Consider the following 17,327-nt stretch of genomic DNA (forward strand, 5'->3'; position numbering starts at 1 on the left):
ATATGAATAAAAAACCAATTATGCTGGTGGCGCTAATGTGCGCGCTACCTGCTTTTAGTACTTTGGCGAATGTTAAAACATTAACCCTTAAGCAAGCGCTGAGTAATACCGAACAACAAAACCCGGTATTAAAACGCTACCCGTATCATCAAAAAATATTGAGTGCGCTTAAAACCCAAGCTGCTCTTTCGCCTAATCCTGTATTGAATGTTGAAGCTGAAAACTTACTGGGCACAAACAAGGCGCGTGGCATTCAAGGCGCTGAAATAACGCTCGGGCTTAGCCAACTAATAGAGCTGGGCGATAAGCGCCAAAGCCGTATTAATTACGCAACCGCCAATATTAAAGCCCAAGCAATACAGTATCAAAATACCCGTTTAGCCTTATTAGCAACCACTGCTGAGCGATACTACCAAGGGCTTAAATTTCAAACATTATTAAGTTTAAACAACGAGCGTAAACAGGTCGTAACCCAAGCACTTAAAGCGATTGAACAAAGAGCTAATGCGGGTGCTGCGTCGCAAGCCGATGTAACGCGCATGCGTTATGCACTTAGCCAAGTAGAGCTTGATAAAGCCATGCTTAATAGTGAATTTGAGCGAGCAAGTTTATCGATTAACGAGCTGTGGAGTGAGGAGCAACCCTACGATACTTTTGCTGGCAATATTAATGTAATTACTGCGCTTAAATCAGCACAAGCACTTTTAGATGCGGTTAACCAAGCCCCTGAATTTGCATTATTACAGCAGCAATATTTACAGCAAACAGCTAACTTAACACTGCAAAAAGCAAACGGAAAAACCGATATTAATATAGGGGGAGGCGTGCGCTATAACCAACAAAGCGACTCCAGCTCATTAGTGTTTTCGTTTTCTATGCCACTGCAATTAAGTAATTCAAATAGCGGAAATATTGCAGCTGCAAATAGTCAGCTCATGCTTTTAAATGAGCAGCAAGGGCAATTGCGCATCCAGTTACGCCAGCAAGTACGTACTTTGTACGCTTATTATCAAGGTCGAGCTAATCAGGCAAAGCTATTATCTGATCAAATTATTCCTCAGGCACAAACATTGATTGAGCAAAGCTTAAAAAGTTATCAACGCGGACAAATTTCGGTGTTGCAATTACTTGATGCTCAACAAGCACTTTTTGATTCTAAACGCACACTTATTACAACTCACGCAGAGCTGTACCAAGTGCTACTTACTCTTGAGCGTTTAACAGGCCAATCTTTAATTGAGACTCATCAATCATGAATAAAAATATAATCGCATTACTAGTATCACTTTCGTTTGCCAGCAGCTTTGTAAGCACAGATGTATTTGCCTCTGCTGAGCATGGCGAGTCAGGTCATAAAGAAACAGAGCAACACGAGCAAAAGCAAGGTCCACACGGCGGCTTTTTATTAACTGATCCTAAATTAACCCTTGAGCTTAAATTGCAAGAATTTGCAGGTAATGTTGAGCTGCGCGTATACGGCTATAAGCAAAATCAGCCGATTAATATAAACGACTTAAACATAACAATGAGTTTAAAGCGCTTAGTTGAAGCCCCGCAAAATATACAGTTTACAGCTGAGGGCGACTATCTTGTGAGCACGCAATCAATTAACGAACCGCATTCGTTTGCACTTACCGTTACTGCTAATTATAACAGTGAGAGCATTAGCTATGAGTACGATCAACACGAAGGGCAAACCACGTTAACAGAGCGAGCTATTGAGCGCGCAGGCATTAAAACCGAGATAGCGCAAAGTGGTGAAGTAGATATTACCGATACGCTTTTTGGTGTTATTGCTCCAACACAACACGGCACGGTAGAAGTAATGGCGCCGTATGCCGGATTGATCAGTGATATTTTTGTAAGCATTGGTCAAAACGTTAAAAAAGGCGAAGTACTTGCCAATGTAACCAACCGCGAAACACTGCAAAATTACCCCATTAAAAGCCCAATTAGCGGCGTTGTAACCGAGCAATACTTAAAGCGTGGCGAGCTTGCAAGCACCAGCGCACTTATGCAGGTAGTTAACCTTGATAAAGTATGGGTTGAGTTATCGGCTTTTCCTGAAAACATTGAAAAACTCGCCATTGGTCAAAGCGCTAAAGTGTACGACCTACATCATCATTTAAATACGCAAGGAAAAGTGTTTTTTATAGCTCCAATGATGACTGGCGGGCACATAGCGCGCGCCCGTATAGAGCTTAATAACCCAGACGGGCATTGGCGCCCAGGCATGCATATAAATAGCGATGTAAGTGTGGCTAAAATAAATGCCAGCGTGCGTGTAAAGCCACAAGCTATTCAAGAGTTTAACGGTCAACCCAGTGTGTTTGTTCGTAAAAATAATGTATTTGAAGTACGCCCCGTTACCTTAGGTGCAAAAAATAGTGAGTGGGTAGAAGTACTTACAGGCTTAAACGCGGGTAGCGAATACGTAACAGACAATAGTTATGTCATTAAAGCTGATATTTTAAAAAGCGGCGCAAGCCACGCTCACTAGGAGGCACCATGATTAATTGGATAGTTTCTTTTGCGGTTAAACGCCGGATGCTGGTGCTTGCGCTTACATTTTTATTTGCTGGATTTGGTGTATACAACATTCAAAATTTAGCAGTAGACGCAGTACCCGATATAACTAACGTACAAGTGCAAATTAATACCAAAGCGCAGGGTTTTACGCCATTAGAGGTAGAGCAACGCATTACTTATTTGGTAGAAACCGCCATGGCGGGCATACCTAAGCTTGATTATACCCGTTCGCTTTCGCGTTATGGGCTTTCGCAAGTAACGGTTATTTTTAATGAAGGCACCGATATTTATTGGGCGCGTCAGCAAATTGGTGAGCGTATTCAAAGTATTCGATCCGACTTACCTAATAACGTAGAGCCAAACTTGGGTCCTATTGCCAGTGGTTTAGGCGAAATATTTACTTATAGTGTGCACGCCGCGCCTAATGCGTTAAAAGAAGATGGCACTGCTTACAACGCCGAAGACTTACGCACTTTGCAAGATTGGGTTATTCGTCCGCAGCTTTTAAAAGTAAAAGGCGTTACCGAAATAAACAGCCAAGGTGGTTTTGAGCGCCAATACCAAGTAGCGCCAGTGCCCGAAAAACTCATTGCCTATAAGCTTACTATTAGCGATGTAATTAGTGCACTTGAGGTTAATAACAGTAACCGAGGCGCAGGCTATATAGAGCGCTTTGACGGGCAATATTTAGTACGCTCGCCTGGGCAGCTTAAAACGCTAGAAGACATAGCCAATACCGTTATAGCTAAGCGCGACGATGCACCTGTACGCATTAAAGATGTGGCTAACGTGCTTTTAGGCAAAGAGCTTAGAACCGGCGCGGCCACTTATAACGGCGAAGAAACCGTGCTCGGCACCGCCATGATGCTAATTGGCGAAAACAGCCGCGTAGTGGCAAAAGCTATGGCTGATAAGTTAATTGATGTGCAAAAAAGCTTACCCGCTGGCGTTATTGTTGAGGCAGTTTACGACCGTACTACTCTTGTTGATAAAACCATAGCAACCGTGCAAACCAACTTATTTGAAGGTGCCATTTTAGTGATAGTAATTTTGCTATTACTGCTGGGTAATGTAACGGGCGCGCTTATTACGGCAATGGTTATTCCGTTGAGTATGTTGTTTGCCGTTACAGGTATGGTAGGTAATCGCGTATCGGGTAACCTAATGAGCCTAGGCGCAATCGACTTTGGTTTAATTGTTGATGGTGCTGTAATTGTAGTTGAAAATTGCCTGCGCCAATTGGGTGTAGCTCAGCATAAACATGGCAGGCTACTTACTTTAAACGAGCGTTTAAATGTAGTGACCGCAGCCACCAAAGAAGTATTTACACCGGCTGTATTTGGCATTGTTATTATTATGCTGGTTTACTTACCTTTATTTGCACTAAGCGGCGTTGAAGGCAAAATGTTTCAGCCAATGGCGTTTACTGTAGTTGCGGCGTTAATTGGCGCGCTTATATTTGGCGTTACATTTGTACCGGCTGCTATTGCAGTGTTTGTTCGCGGTAAGGTTGATGAAACCGAAAACGCAGTCATGCGCGGCGTTAAAAAAGTGTATAAGCCATTACTTGGTATATCGCTTAAATTACCGTGGCTGATGGTGGGTATTGCCACGGCATTAGTATTGGTGCTTGGTTTTAAAGTTAAAAACATGGGCGCAGAATTTTTACCGAAACTTGATGAGGGCGATATTGCTATGCACGCGCTGCGCATTACTGGCACCGGTATTGAGCAATCTGTGCAAATGCAAAAAGAGCTTGAGCAAGCCATATTAGATCAGCCTGAGGTTGCTAACGTATTTTCAAAAATTGGTACTGCCGATGTAGCAAGCGATCCTATGCCGCCTAATGTTGCCGACACCTTTTTAATACTCAAACCGCAAGATGTGTGGCCTAATCCAGCACTTACTAAAGCAGAATTGGTTCAGCAAATTCGTACCCGTGTTAACGATGTCCCTGGTAATAATTACGAATTTACACAACCAATAGAAATGCGCTTTAACGAGTTAATTGCTGGCGTGCGCGCCGATGTGGCACTGCGTATTTATGGTGACGACTTAAGCGTACTTAAAGAGTTTGGCGAAAAAGCCACAGGGCTAATGCGTAATATTGCAGGCGCTACCGATGTACGTTTGGAGCAAATGGAAGGATTGCCAACACTTTCGGTAACACCAATGCGCGACCATATGGCGTTATTGGGTTTAAGCGTAAACGATATTCAACAGACACTTGCCGCCGCTGTTGGTGGTGTGCAAACCGGACTAATTTACGAAGGCGATAAACGTTTTTCGTTATTAGTGCGCCTTGATAAACGTTGGTCTAGCGATGTATCAGCTCTTGCTCGTTTGCCAGTTGCTTTACCTAAAGATAGTAACCCAGAACTTGCATTTGTACCGCTTGGCGAAGTAGCGACAATCAGCATTGAAAAAGGGCCTAATCAAATAAACCGCGAAAGTGGTAAGCGCAACGTCGTGGTAACTGCCAATGTAGAGGGCCGCGATTTAGCAAGCTTTGTAAGTGATGCGCAAGCAAGCATGAATGAATCACTTAACTTACCAAGTGGCTATTGGCTTGAATACGGCGGCACGTTTGAGCAGCTACAATCGGCAAGTAAGCGATTGTCGTTGGTTGTGCCGGTCACTTTACTGCTTATATTTGGCTTACTGTATAGCGCCTTTGGATCGCTTCGTGATTCATTGATTATATTTAGTGGTGTGCCACTGGCATTAACGGGTGGTGTGCTTGCGTTATTGCTGCGCGATATGCCGCTTTCAATCTCAGCGGGTGTCGGCTTTATTGCCCTAAGCGGTGTAGCGGTATTAAACGGCGTGGTTATGCTGTCGTTTATTAAGCAGTTACGAAGCGATGGTTTAAGTTTGTTTGATGCAATTCACAGCGGTGCACTACAGCGCTTGCGCCCAGTACTGATGACGGCGCTGGTGGCAAGTTTAGGCTTTATACCTATGGCGCTTAATTCGGGAACGGGTTCTGAAATGCAAAAACCTCTCGCGACAGTAGTGGTTGGCGGGATTATTTCATCAACTCTACTGACACTATTAATATTGCCTGCGCTTTATAAGTTAGTACATTCTAAATTTACTAAAAAAGCAGAAGCTGAATTAGCTTAAATACTAGCTATTGATAATGTAATCAAAAAAGCAGCTGTACTTACAGCTGCTTTTTTATTTGGGTGTTATTTAGCCAAAATACTACATTAATTATATTGAAAAAGATTATCCCAGCGCTCATCCAGTATCGTTTTTGCGTGATCTAAATTTATTGCGCTATACACATCACTAGTGCACGTTACCAAACGCATACGCACCAGCTTTTCAAGTGCGTCGCTAATTTCAAAATCAAGATCGCACTGGTATTTACTTTTAAACCAATGCTCTATTTGTTCATCAAGCGTTTGTGCGGTTAAGCCGCTTTCTGATTTGAGTAAAAAGGTATACGCAAGCAGGGTCTCTTTTATGTCTTCTTCTTCGGCAGCGTCAATAAGCGTGTGAAAAACACCCGCGTTATTATCAAGGTTTTTAAAGTAGAGGTTATCGCTAAGCGCTTTCATAAATTTAATTTTACGGTTTTTAAACTTACTCCATTCTTTAAAAATAAAGCTGCCAAATACTCCCATGCCAATAGCAAAGGTAATAAAATGTTGTTGGGTCATTTCTACAGCTTCACTTCTAAAACCACCCCAAAAAGCAAACAGAGCAAGCAATAATACGATTGATGCGCCAAGTTTAGTTATAAGTACCACTGCACCGCCAACTAAAGCCGATGAGCCAATAATTGCTTTATCAATTGGGCGCATGCGTACTTCGCTATTAGGAAATAGCATTTCGAGATCGGCCTTTGGCACATTTTGAAACAGCTTTACTATGGTTGAACTTGGCTCAAATCCCATTGGCGTTTTATTTTTAGCTTCAAAATAAGCGCTATCTTTAAAGCGAATAAACACCGCAACTCGGTCGTAATTAGTAAAGTGCAGCGGCTTTTTACGCAAGCCCCAAAAGCTGGTAATAGTTTCAGTGAGTTGCGACTCGCCACGGCGATAAAAAACCACTTCTTCAAAGTCGTCAAATTCAACTTCAAGGCGCACCTTAAATAATGACTCTTCATTTAATGCATCTTGTAAGTCTTCATTGGTTATCACTTCAAAATTAGCGGCATTAAGCACCTTAGCAAAATCTTTAGCAAACTCATGTTGGCACTGCGCTTTTTGATCCGCCGATACTGGCGCTAACGATCGCGTGTCACTGTTGGGATCAAAAGGGGCGTAGTTGTTTTTAAGTGACTCAAGTGTTGAGTGGTAATCGTAATGAATAAGGCTTGCTAGTAAATCGCAAAATTGTTTAAACGATGTTTTTTGTGTACTGCTTTTAAGCTCTTCGCTACACATATCAACAATATCTTGCTTTCTAAAGGGAATAAAACGCGCACTTTGCATAAATTAATAACTACTGTGATAGGGAATCTAACTGCATGGGCACATAATAAAATATTCTTATGGATATTACTAATTTGTTAATGCAGTAGGGCGTATTGATCATTGGTGGTTGAATTTGCAGCTGTGTGTTTGGTTTTTAGGCAAGGCAGAGCCTATGTAGTGTGGTTATTCCCCATAAATAAGGCGATAACGCAGCATAAATACCAAACATGCGCTGCCCTCTGGGTTCTTTCTAGGGACGATTAACTCTTTGTTGCCTACATGGATGTAGGTAAGGGGCGTGAGCAGGACGCGGAAGCTTTGCTCGATTTTTACTTAGCCCACTAGGTTACAAACCTCGCGCCGCGATTTAATCGCCCCTAGATTGAACAAATTTCAATCCACAAAGATCAATACGCCCTAGGACCTGATAAATTTAGCACAGTGTTTTCAGCGTGTATTAACCTAAATATGTAATTATTAGTTCATTGAATACTCTTGTTCTTATTTATAAGTGAAAAGGATTTACTATGGCCATTCAAAAAAAGCTAAAAGAAAAAACGCGTAATTTTATTGACTCTAAGCATATGCTTAGCGGTATTACAGTGGCGTCGTTTTTAGAGTCAACCATAGTTCCTATTCCACTTGAAGCAGTGCTTGTGCCTCTTATGCAGGCTCGTCGAGAAAAGCTATGGCTTATAGCATTAATGGCGACCTTGGGCTGCATAGTAGGCGCTTTGTTTGGTTATGCGTTGGGTTATTATTTATTTGATGCGGTTGGCGATTGGATTATTAATACGTTTTCGAGCCCTGAGCAATTTGAAAACGTTAAACAGCAAATGCAAGATCAAGGTTTTTGGTTTGTAATAACACTAGGCATAGTGCCTATTCCGTTTCAAATAGCGATGCTTGCAGCTGGCGCGACTAAGTACTCTATTTGGCTGTTTTTGTTGGCCTCGGGTATTGCGCGTTCTATTCGTTACTTTGGTCTGGCTATTATTGTTTATTATGCAGGTAATGAAGCTGAGCGAATCATTAGTAAACACAAAACTAAGGCAATGGTTTTAATAACGTTACTTGTGTTAGGAGTTTGGGGATTAAGCTTGGTGATTTAAGCTCATTATTAAAGGTTATTAACCACCTTATTCTAATAAGCCTTTTTGGTAATGTGCTATAGTTTTTTAATATAGTATCGAAAAGCTTAGGGTTAATATGATTGAAACTGTAAAACTCACTATCAGGCTTTCTAATTTTTTTAAAATGAGCTGGAAAAATAAAACTGTAAGCCTATTTTTATTAGCTTATATTGTTATTTTTTCAGCCTACTCCCTAACTAACTTTCCTCCCTTACAAGTTCAAAATAATGTTTACGGTTTTACAACTGATTTTATTAATTTAATTGTTCTTATTTTTTTATTTTGGATGGTTCAGTGCTCCAAACTTTCAAAGCTTGCATATACATTTTCGACTCTCGGATTAATGCTCTGGTCCATGGGTAATACAGCTGATTTAATCGATGAGATAGTGATACAGCCTTACTGGGTAAGTATCTATTTTGAAGATTTATGCAGAACCAGCGGTATGCTTTTAACTTCCTATGGTTTATTTAAAACGATGCGCTTTGTACAAAGTATTAATAATCGATTAGCGCGTGAGCTAATTATTGACGATTTAACTAAGGTGCATAACAGACGTTATTTTTATCAGCACGCTAAAGATGCTCAGCACTCACCTTACGTTATTTTAATTATCGATATAGACCACTTTAAAGCAATTAATGATGAATTTGGTCATGATGTTGGTGATGTGGTGCTTAAAGAACTAGCAACTAAATACGACAATGCTTTTACGCACCAAAACAAATTTGCTCGCCTCGGTGGTGAAGAATTTGGTGGCTACTTGCCTATAAATAATATGACGCAAGCGTGTGATTTTTCGCAGCAATTAATTGATCTTGCGCACACCATAAATGTTCAAAATTCTCGCCACTTAACAGTAAGTATAGGTGTTGCAATGCAAACGCCCAATGAGCCTTTAGATAAAGTAATGAAGCGTGCTGATCAAGCTTTATATTTAGCTAAGAAGAATGGCCGAGATCGTTTTGAAGTTGCCCCGTAAGCGTTTTTAATTATATAAAAACACGTCCTTATTGTTTGCACATTTACTACACTTTTTAACGTTTTCGTAAGGAAATGTCAATGAGGGTAATGCTTTGTAAATCATGAAATTAAAATAGAATGTTTGGGTCATAATGGGGATATTAATAATAAGGAATAACCTTAATGACCAACTCCCTTTTAAAAGCTGCATTACCCTTAAGTCTAATTACTATTTTGTCGGGCTGCGGCTCTGATGATAGCTCAAGCTCTACAGGTTACATCCAATTGTATAACGGCTCTTACAATAGCCCATACACACGTTTGTTTGTTGAAGAAACAGAACGTTCAGGCGCTGATTTTGCCGATGTAACTACTCGCCATAACTACAGCACAGGCACTTATGATGTAAGTTTTGAATACCTAGATGCTAACGACAGCTATATAACAATTAGCGACCAAGAAATTTCTATTAAAGGTGACAAAACACAGTTAGTAGTAATGAGCGGCAACTTTGATGAGCCTACATTTACAGAGCTTAGCGTACCTATTACAAGCGATACGGGTGAGTTTAACTTAGGGTTTTACAATATTGCAGGGGAGGACACTAACTACGATATTTATTTAGCAACTGATGATGGCGTATTTGAAAGCGCGACACTTTTTTCATCGGCTCAATATTTAAGTGAGTTAGATCTGCAAAGCATTGATGAAGGCTATTACACTGTTTACATAACAGAAGCGGGCAGCAGTGATGTTGTGTACGAGTCGTCATCTGTTTATTTATACGACGAAGCAAGCTATGTAGCAATGATCCGCCCAAGTTATGCTACAGAAGAAGGCGGTATTACGCTTGATGTAGTAACCGATAACAACTACGTTACTGAGCTTAAACATCAATCTGCCCTGGGGCAATTACGTTTTATAAATACGGTTGATGACTACTCGCCAGTAAGCTTTTCTGCTACACGCGGTACAACTGTAAACACAACAAATACAGTTGCTAGTGACTCTTATACCGATTATGTTGAACTTTCGCCTAATAGTTACAGCGTAGCGATGTACGACGAAGAAGGTACAAAACTAGCTGATAACTTTTTAATGACGCTAGAGCGTGAGCAAAGTGCGGTGGGTATTTTTTATAACGACGTTGATAACGGTTTACGTATGATGAGCGTTGAAGAAAACCTAACACCAAGTAGTTACAGCCATACGGTATCGGTTGTAAACCTAATTGAAAGCTACGCAGGGCAATCGGTTTCAGATGTTGATGTGTACTTTACACTTAACGGCGAAACAGTAGACGACACCAGTAACGTAGTCGATGGCCTAGATAAGTATGACCAAGAAGAACAGGTTGTAGATAACGAAATTTACACGGTTTATGTTGTTTACGAAGATAATGGCCAGCAAATTGTGCTTATTCAGCAAAGCGATATGGACTTTACACAAGAGGGTAACTACATATTGATTTTAGAGCATGATGAAACAACAAGCTCAGGTTATAAAATGACCCTAGAGCGCACTATTACCGATAGTGTTGAATAAATCTAAACATATTAAGTAGCATAAAGCCTAAGCACTTTAAGTGCTTAGGCTTTTTTATTGAACAAAATTTACCTACTCATTAATAATTAGGTACACTCAGGGCATAATAATTAATAAGAGTGTGCCATGGATGATTTAGTTGGGTTAGCCGTCATAGTAATACTGGTTGTAGTTGCCGGTGCTATTTGCGGCTTAATAGCGCTAGTGCAGTTAAATGGATTAAAACAAGAAGTTGCTGTTTTAAGGGCCAAAATAACACATCTACAAACACATAAATCGATATCGCAAAGTGAACCTCAAAGTGAAGCATCTACGGCTCAGGCAGCGCTTTCAAGGTCTGAGCCAATTGCTCATAAAGCACAGCCAAACTTAACGTCCCAAAACGCGTCGCCACCTGTAATAAATCAGCCATCAGCGCCTCCTAAAAAAACCAAACCAGCTGAAGCATCAGCCATAGAATTACTATTTAATAAATTACGCGCAGGGTTTGAAGAGAACTGGATGACCTGGATAGGCGCAATAGCGCTTGCGTTTGGGGGCATATTTTTAGCTAAATACAGCCTAGAAGCTGGATTATTATCGCCTGTAATGAGGTTGAGTTTAGGTGGCTTATTTGGGCTTGGCCTAATTGCAGCCGCAGCTTATTTACACCATAAACGCATTGTATTTGAAGGCTTTAATAATTACATACCCGCAGCGCTTGCAAGCGGCGGGTTTATTACCTGTTTTGCTTTAACGCTTTTAGCTTACAGTAGCTACGATATGCTTAGCCCTACCGTGGCATTTTTTGCGTTAGCTATTATAGCAATTAGTGCAAGCGCGATGGCGCTTAGGTTAGGCCCGCTATTGGCCGTGCTTGGTATTATTGGCGCTTACAGCGTACCAATATGGGTTAGCACTGGCAGTGGTAACTTATTTGCGCTGTTAATGTATATTGGCTTTGTAAGCCTGTCGGCTGCGTTAGTTGCACATAAAGTACAACGTATTTGGCTATGGTATTTACTATGGGCTGGGCACATTGGCTGGTATTTAGTTGGTTTTACGCTACTTAAAGTTAATACCGTTTGGTTAATGGGAACGTTTGCTTTACTTAGTATTATTGGGTTAATTGCTATACCGCGATTGGGCTTAAAATTGAATGTTATTGAACATCGCCCGCACAGTTTAAAACGCTTAATTAAAGTGCTTCCAGATCATGCATTATTACTCGCCTTTATGGCGCCCTTAATATTTACCATGCTAATAAGTCACTTTGATATGCAGTGGCAAACAATCGGCGTGTTGAGTATTGTATTGGTGTTGTTTTTAGTCCTTAAAAATAGCCGTTGGGATATTTGGCAGGGCGTAGCGTTAGTTATTTCAACGCTATTGGTGATAGGCGCTGAACGCACGCATCTTTCGCCAAACCTATTTGATGACGCACTCTTTATATTCAAAAATGAGTATGGTTTGGGTTTATTACTCGGATTGTTACTTACTGCTTTTGGGCTTTATTACGGTAAAAAACAGATTAAGCGTTTAGCGTTTCATATTACGGGGGCATTTAGTGTATATGTAATGATAGCGACTTTATATACGCTTATTCCTAATTTTGCGTTAAGTACTGCATATCCACTTTGGGCCGTTGTATTGTTTGTAGTCGCCGCTATTTTAATAAAGCTCGCGCAGCATAATACAACGCTATTTCAGCGTTTTACTTATTGGGTAGGCGCTAATGCCAATATTACGTTAGCAATTACCATGCTACTAAGTGACAGCGGCCTAACCATTGCTCTTGCTGTACAAGTATTACTTATAAGCGTACTTATTAAACGCTATAGCGTGCCTATGCCACATTGGCCTATAAAAGCCTTGGTTGCTGCGTTATTACTGCGCCTTACGCTTTCACCTTGGACGCCAAGCTACTATGCGCTAACGGTATTTGGTTTGCATTGGAGTATTGTGGTTTATCCGTTATGTATCGCGTTATTTTTTGCCGCAGCTAAGTGCTTTGACTCATCAAAACTTAAAATATGGCTGGAAGGTGCAGCCCTTCATTGTTTAGCGCTTTTTATTACAACCGAAACAAGTTATCAGTTAGTAGGGCATTATCCGCAATTTGATTCACTTAATTTTTATGAACAAATACTCCTTACCTGTAACTGGCTGGCATTAGGGTGCGTGTATTTACATAGAGCAAAACTTGCCGGTACTTTAGCTAAGTTATACCAAGTGGCGGGCTTTGCACTTGTAGGGTTAGCAGGGCTTTTTGCTATTAAAACACTGCTTGACGACAACCCATTATTTGAATCACTTTACATAGGTGAGCTGCCAATATTTAACTGGTTATTACTATTGTGGTTAGTACCTGCAGGATTAACGCTTTGGCTGGCCAAGCTTGTAAAACCAATAAACGCTAAAGCTACGCCATTTATATTGGCCGTTGCGGGTGGGTTTATATTATTGGCAATAAACAGCTTTATTCGCCAATACTGGCAAGGGCCTTATATTTACTTATCAAAAGGCGCAAGTAATGCAGAGCTTTATAGCTACTCTGTTATTTGGTTAGTAATGGGGGCGGGTACTGTTATTTTTGGTCATTTAAAAAATCAATTATTAATACAAAAAGTAGGCCTAGGCATACTAGCTGCCGTTATTGTTAAAGTGTTTTTAATTGATATGGCTAACTTGGAGGGCTTACTTAAAGCGCTTTCGTTTATTGGATTAGGGCTTTCGTTGGTGGGGTTAAGTTGGTTATTCCAAAAGCTTAGAAGCCGAGTAAATCCAGTTTAACTTTTGAACACTTTATAAAGCAAAGCCCAGTGAAGATACTGGGCTTTTTGTTTTACGCTATTACTTGATAGCTTTTAACTTGATCACTTTTTACTCGCTTATTATGTACTGTGATTAAGCAGTGCTTTTAGTTTGCCCGGTTTAATTGGCTTACTTAAATAATGAATATTAGCGGCTTTGGTTTCTTGTTTAAGCTCGGTGTCGCGTACTGCGGTAATTAAAATAGCAGGTACTTGGCTTTGCCAAATTTCGCGCAGGGTTTTAATTAGCGTTATGCCATCGCAGTCATTGCCTAATTGGTAGTCCATTAAAATAACATCGGGTGCACCGTTTTGCTTAGCGTGCGCCAGTACATTATTTACATTATCAAATAGCGTGTAATTAGCTTGCCACTTTTTAAGTAAGCTTGCCATTGCAGCTAGGTTTTCAGGGTCGTCGTCTACGGCAACAATATTAATTGCTGCACGGTTTTCTATTAGGCTGTTTGTCGTACTTTTTTGTTGTACAAACTGCTCGTCACCATAAGGTACTTCAATGCTAAAACGGCTACCTTTATTGGGCTCAGAATGCACATCAAGCGGCAAACTTAATAAGTCAGCCATACGTTTTACAACACCTAAGCCTAAGCCTACGCCTTTGTTATCGCCCGACTCAACACGGTAAAAGTCGTTAAATATTTTAGCTTGCTCTACTTCGCTAATACCAGGGCCTGTATCCCATACTTCTATTCGTAAATTGTGCTTTCGGTTCCTACAGGCAATTAATACACGGCCATTATCGGTGTATTTAACTGCATTAGAGACCAAGTTTTGAATAATTCGGCGTAAATAGGTTATATCGCTGTGCACAATTTGTTGGTTAGAACGCACACTAAGCTTAAGGCCTTTATCACTTGATAAAATAGCGTATTCACTTTGCAATGGCGCTAAAATATCTTCAATATAAAAGTGGCGAGGGGTTGGGGTCATAGCGCCTTGTTCTAGCTTGGCTATTTCAAGTAGTGCCGACATTAAATGCACGGTTGAATCGAGACTGTCGCCTAATTTTTCAAAACTGTTTTGGTTAGTGCTGTCGAGTTGCTTTTCGTCAATCGCAGCAAGGTATAAACGTGCTGCGTTTAACGGCTGTAAAATGTCGTGGCTCGCCAGTGCTAGAAAGCGCGTTTTACTGTCGTTGGCTTGCTCTGCTTCTCGTTTGGCTAAAGTAAGTGCTTGCTCGGTTTGTACACGGCTATCTATTTGAGCTTGTAAGTCTCTATTAATGGTTTGCACTTCTTGAGTTCGCGCTTCTATGCGGTTTTCAAGATCCATGTTTACTTCTTCAAGCGCATTTTGCGTACTTATGTGATTGGTAATATCCGAAAAGCTGGTAACAAATCCGCCATCGGGCAGCGGGTTACCAATCATTTCGTATACTTGGCCATTACGACGGTGGCGAATAAAGTGATGTGAGCTGCCGTATTTTAAATGCTGCACACGTTTTTCTACTTGGCGTTCTATTTCGCCAGGGCCACATTCACCACGGTTAGCGTTGTATCTAATAATATCTTCTATGGGTTGGCCTACTTCTAAAAATCCTTCAGGGTAGCCGAACATTTCGCTGTAGCGCTTATTCCAAGCTACTAGCTTTAAATCTTTATCAACAACCGAAATACCGTGGCTTAAATTTTCGAGTGAGGTAAATAACAGATTTTGATTAAATTGCAGCGCTTGTGTGGTTTCGTCAAAAAAGTTTACAACTTCTTCAAACGCCATACGCTTACCCGACGATACCGTATGTATTAATGCTTGCGCGGAAGATGCGCCAAGCACGCCTGTTAACGCGCGTTCGCAGTAGGCTATAAATTCAGGCTCTGGGTGTGCGTTGTTATCGCTCAAGTGATGGGCGAGTGCGTAATGCGCCAATACTTGTTGGCTGCGCTGAATACCTAAAAAGGTTTGCAGTAGTATTTTAAAGTCGTAAACAGTGGCTTTTACGTCTTTATTTAAGCGCCTTGATAAAATAGCCTGATCTTTAGGGTTAACAAAAGCAGCTGCCTGAATCTTATCAATTAAGCGCTCCTCAGCCCCAAGTGAAAAACTAATATAACACCCAATATTGGCAAACAAAGCTATCAAGGTTCCGCGTGTTATAAGCGTTTGTTGTAGCTCGCTATCAAGCGTTGCTCCGGCATCGAGTATTGGCAGCATTAAAAATAGTACCCAGCAAATAAAGCCCGCTACTAAACCTGCATAAACCCCATAAGCATGGCCTTTTCGCCAGTATAAACCGCCCACAATAGCGGGTAATAATTGAGTAACAAGTGAAAAAGCAACTAAGCCCATACTTGCCAGCGCGCTGCTATGGCCAAACCATTGTTGATAGAAATAGGCCAAAATTAATATGCCTGCAATAGCAAAGCGCCTTACAAGTAAAATTCGAGACTTATAACTGGTAGTAATTAAGTTGCGTTTAAATTTACGACGTAGCATTAGGGGTAATACCACATCGTTTGAAATCATTGTGCTTAATGTAAGCGTTGCTACCACTATCATTGCGGTGGCGGCCGATAAACCACCTATAAATACAAAGGTGGTTAAAAAGGCGTTGTCGTTAATTAACGGTAGGGCAAGTACAAAGCTATCTGGCGAATAGCCGCTGCCAATTTCAGGATGAATTGCCGCAGTCGCAATAGGTAAAATCATTGCGGCAGTTAATAGTAAATACAGCGGAAAAGCCCAGCGAGCGGTAAGTAAGTGGCGTTTGTTCTGGTTGTCGACCACGGTTACATGAAACTGGCGTGGTAAACATATAATAGCGGCCGCAGCCATTAAAGACTGGCCAATAAAGTTAAAGCTAAAAAAGTTAAAGTCGCTCCAATGGGCCCAAATTGACTCGGTTACTTTATTTGAAGTAGGCTCTGGCATATTAAATAAGGTGTAAACAGCAAGGCCTGCTACAGCAATAAGTGCAATAAGTTTAATCATTGATTCAAACGCGACAGCAAGCATTAACCCAGAGCGATACTCTGTTACGTCCACTTTGCGGGTACCAAAAAATATTGCAAATAAGGCCATAATTAATGTGGCAGAAAGCGCGAGCATATCGCCTGATATTTTATTACTGTTTTGCAAAAGTAAAAAGCTGGTACTAAGCGCTTTTAATTGCAGTGCAATATAGGGAATAGTCGCGAGTAAGGCGATTACAGTAACCATAATAGCGGTAGTTTGGCGTTTGCCGTAACGAGCTGAAATAAAGTCAGCAATAGTCGTTATGTTTTGTTTTTTGCTTACCAGTACCAGCTTACGTAAAAACCCTTGGCCGAATAAAAACAGCAGCGCAGGGCCCAATAATATTGGCAAATAACTCCAACTGCTGGTGGCGGCTGTACCCACTGAGCCGTAGTAAGTCCAAGAGGTACAGTAAATCCCAAGTGAGAGTGAATACACAAAAGGGTGATGGCTAATACGCTTTGCCAAAGGGGTTGTTTTATCGCCCCAATTGGCGAGCCAAAACAGCACACCTATATAACTTAAAGCAACAATAATGAGTACGGCAGTCATGTTGTTATTAAACCTTATTATTTTAAATAGTCCCTCAACCCTATGAGGGATTAACACAATACCAGAACTGAGGTTAAGTGTGAGGCTTGAATTTAAAATAAAACTTTCATTTTATTTCTATCTTATTGAATATTAATAACAAAAATAAAATCATCTCAAGCATTAGACTAATGTCGCATTAATAACCAACTTACCAATTTAACAGTAAAGCCAATTCAAAAAATTAAGCTAACCAATTGAAATAAAATGAAAATGTATAAAGTACGTTTGAATGATAAATACAGTTTACGTAAACGTTAACAGGCTGTTACGACTATGGTCTCAATTCAATATGTAACCAGCGTTGCTAAATTGGTAAGCGAAGATAAAAAACCACTCATCGCGATATTGCGGTGCTTAAAGGGGAAAACAAA

9 protein-coding genes are annotated in these 17,327 nt (G+C 40.8%); 7 read left to right on the top strand and 2 right to left on the bottom strand.

The features are described from left to right. Window positions 1–2 precede the first annotated feature (2 nt). From I6F43_RS13950 to I6F43_RS13960, 3 genes are read left to right on the top strand one after another with little or no spacing between them, the layout of a single operon-like run. Window positions 3–1,256: a TolC family protein gene (locus tag I6F43_RS13950; protein ID WP_165735876.1), complete on the top strand. Its 1,254-nt coding sequence runs from the start codon at window positions 3–5 to the stop codon at window positions 1,254–1,256. Beyond that, on the top strand, window positions 1,253–2,500 hold the full coding sequence (locus I6F43_RS13955) for an efflux RND transporter periplasmic adaptor subunit (protein WP_101216751.1): 1,248 nt from the start codon (window positions 1,253–1,255) through the stop codon (window positions 2,498–2,500). The genes I6F43_RS13950 and I6F43_RS13955 overlap by 4 nt, the downstream gene beginning before the upstream one ends. A gap of 8 nt (window positions 2,501–2,508) precedes the next feature. Beyond that, window positions 2,509–5,655 (top strand): efflux RND transporter permease subunit, encoded by a 3,147-nt coding sequence (locus I6F43_RS13960; RefSeq protein WP_197102794.1) that lies wholly within the window; start codon window positions 2,509–2,511, stop codon window positions 5,653–5,655. Between the two features lie 86 nt (window positions 5,656–5,741). On the opposite strand, the gene I6F43_RS13965 is transcribed toward I6F43_RS13960, so the two are convergent. Then, window positions 5,742–6,977, bottom strand: coding sequence for a TMEM143 family protein (locus I6F43_RS13965; protein WP_197102796.1), 1,236 nt, complete (start codon window positions 6,975–6,977; stop codon window positions 5,742–5,744). A gap of 509 nt (window positions 6,978–7,486) precedes the next feature. Here I6F43_RS13965 and I6F43_RS13970 point away from each other — a divergent pair. The 4 genes from I6F43_RS13970 (at window position 7,487) to I6F43_RS13985 (ending at window position 13,372) form a co-directional block, all read left to right on the top strand. Beyond that, window positions 7,487–8,071, top strand: a complete 585-nt coding sequence (locus I6F43_RS13970) for a YqaA family protein (RefSeq protein WP_010554604.1) — start codon at window positions 7,487–7,489, stop codon at window positions 8,069–8,071. 97 nt (window positions 8,072–8,168) lie between these two features. Then, entirely contained in the window at window positions 8,169–9,074 is a 906-nt protein-coding gene (locus I6F43_RS13975) for a GGDEF domain-containing protein (RefSeq protein ID WP_197102798.1), read from the top strand. 164 nt (window positions 9,075–9,238) lie between these two features. Then, window positions 9,239–10,600 carry a hypothetical protein gene (locus I6F43_RS13980; RefSeq protein WP_197102800.1) on the top strand — a complete coding sequence of 454 codons (1,362 nt, stop codon included), beginning with the start codon at window positions 9,239–9,241 and terminating at the stop codon, window positions 10,598–10,600. 126 nt (window positions 10,601–10,726) lie between these two features. Beyond that, window positions 10,727–13,372 (top strand): DUF2339 domain-containing protein, encoded by a 2,646-nt coding sequence (locus I6F43_RS13985; protein WP_197102802.1) that lies wholly within the window; start codon window positions 10,727–10,729, stop codon window positions 13,370–13,372. Window positions 13,373–13,473: 101 nt separating this feature from the next. Here I6F43_RS13985 and I6F43_RS13990 read toward each other — a convergent pair whose 3' ends face one another. After that, window positions 13,474–16,914, bottom strand: coding sequence for a PAS domain-containing hybrid sensor histidine kinase/response regulator (locus I6F43_RS13990; RefSeq protein WP_165722053.1), 3,441 nt, complete (start codon window positions 16,912–16,914; stop codon window positions 13,474–13,476). Window positions 16,915–17,327: the final 413 nt, after the last annotated feature.

The sequence above is a fragment of the Pseudoalteromonas sp. NZS71_1 genome, assembly GCF_015864305.1.
Taxonomy (GTDB): domain Bacteria; phylum Pseudomonadota; class Gammaproteobacteria; order Enterobacterales; family Alteromonadaceae; genus Pseudoalteromonas; species Pseudoalteromonas arctica.

Excerpts from the sequence above, each read along its gene's own strand:
- I6F43_RS13950 (WP_165735876.1), top strand. The coding sequence starts at position 3 with ATGAATAAAAAACCAATTATGCTGGTGGCGCTAATGTGCGCGCTACCT.
- I6F43_RS13955 (WP_101216751.1), top strand. The coding sequence starts at position 1,253 with ATGAATAAAAATATAATCGCATTACTAGTATCACTTTCGTTTGCCAGC.
- I6F43_RS13960 (WP_197102794.1), top strand. The coding sequence starts at position 2,509 with ATGATTAATTGGATAGTTTCTTTTGCGGTTAAACGCCGGATGCTGGTG.
- I6F43_RS13965 (WP_197102796.1), bottom strand. The coding sequence starts at position 6,977 with ATGCAAAGTGCGCGTTTTATTCCCTTTAGAAAGCAAGATATTGTTGAT.
- I6F43_RS13970 (WP_010554604.1), top strand. The coding sequence starts at position 7,487 with ATGGCCATTCAAAAAAAGCTAAAAGAAAAAACGCGTAATTTTATTGAC.
- I6F43_RS13975 (WP_197102798.1), top strand. The coding sequence starts at position 8,169 with ATGATTGAAACTGTAAAACTCACTATCAGGCTTTCTAATTTTTTTAAA.
- I6F43_RS13980 (WP_197102800.1), top strand. The coding sequence starts at position 9,239 with ATGACCAACTCCCTTTTAAAAGCTGCATTACCCTTAAGTCTAATTACT.
- I6F43_RS13985 (WP_197102802.1), top strand. The coding sequence starts at position 10,727 with ATGGATGATTTAGTTGGGTTAGCCGTCATAGTAATACTGGTTGTAGTT.
- I6F43_RS13990 (WP_165722053.1), bottom strand. The coding sequence starts at position 16,914 with ATGACTGCCGTACTCATTATTGTTGCTTTAAGTTATATAGGTGTGCTG.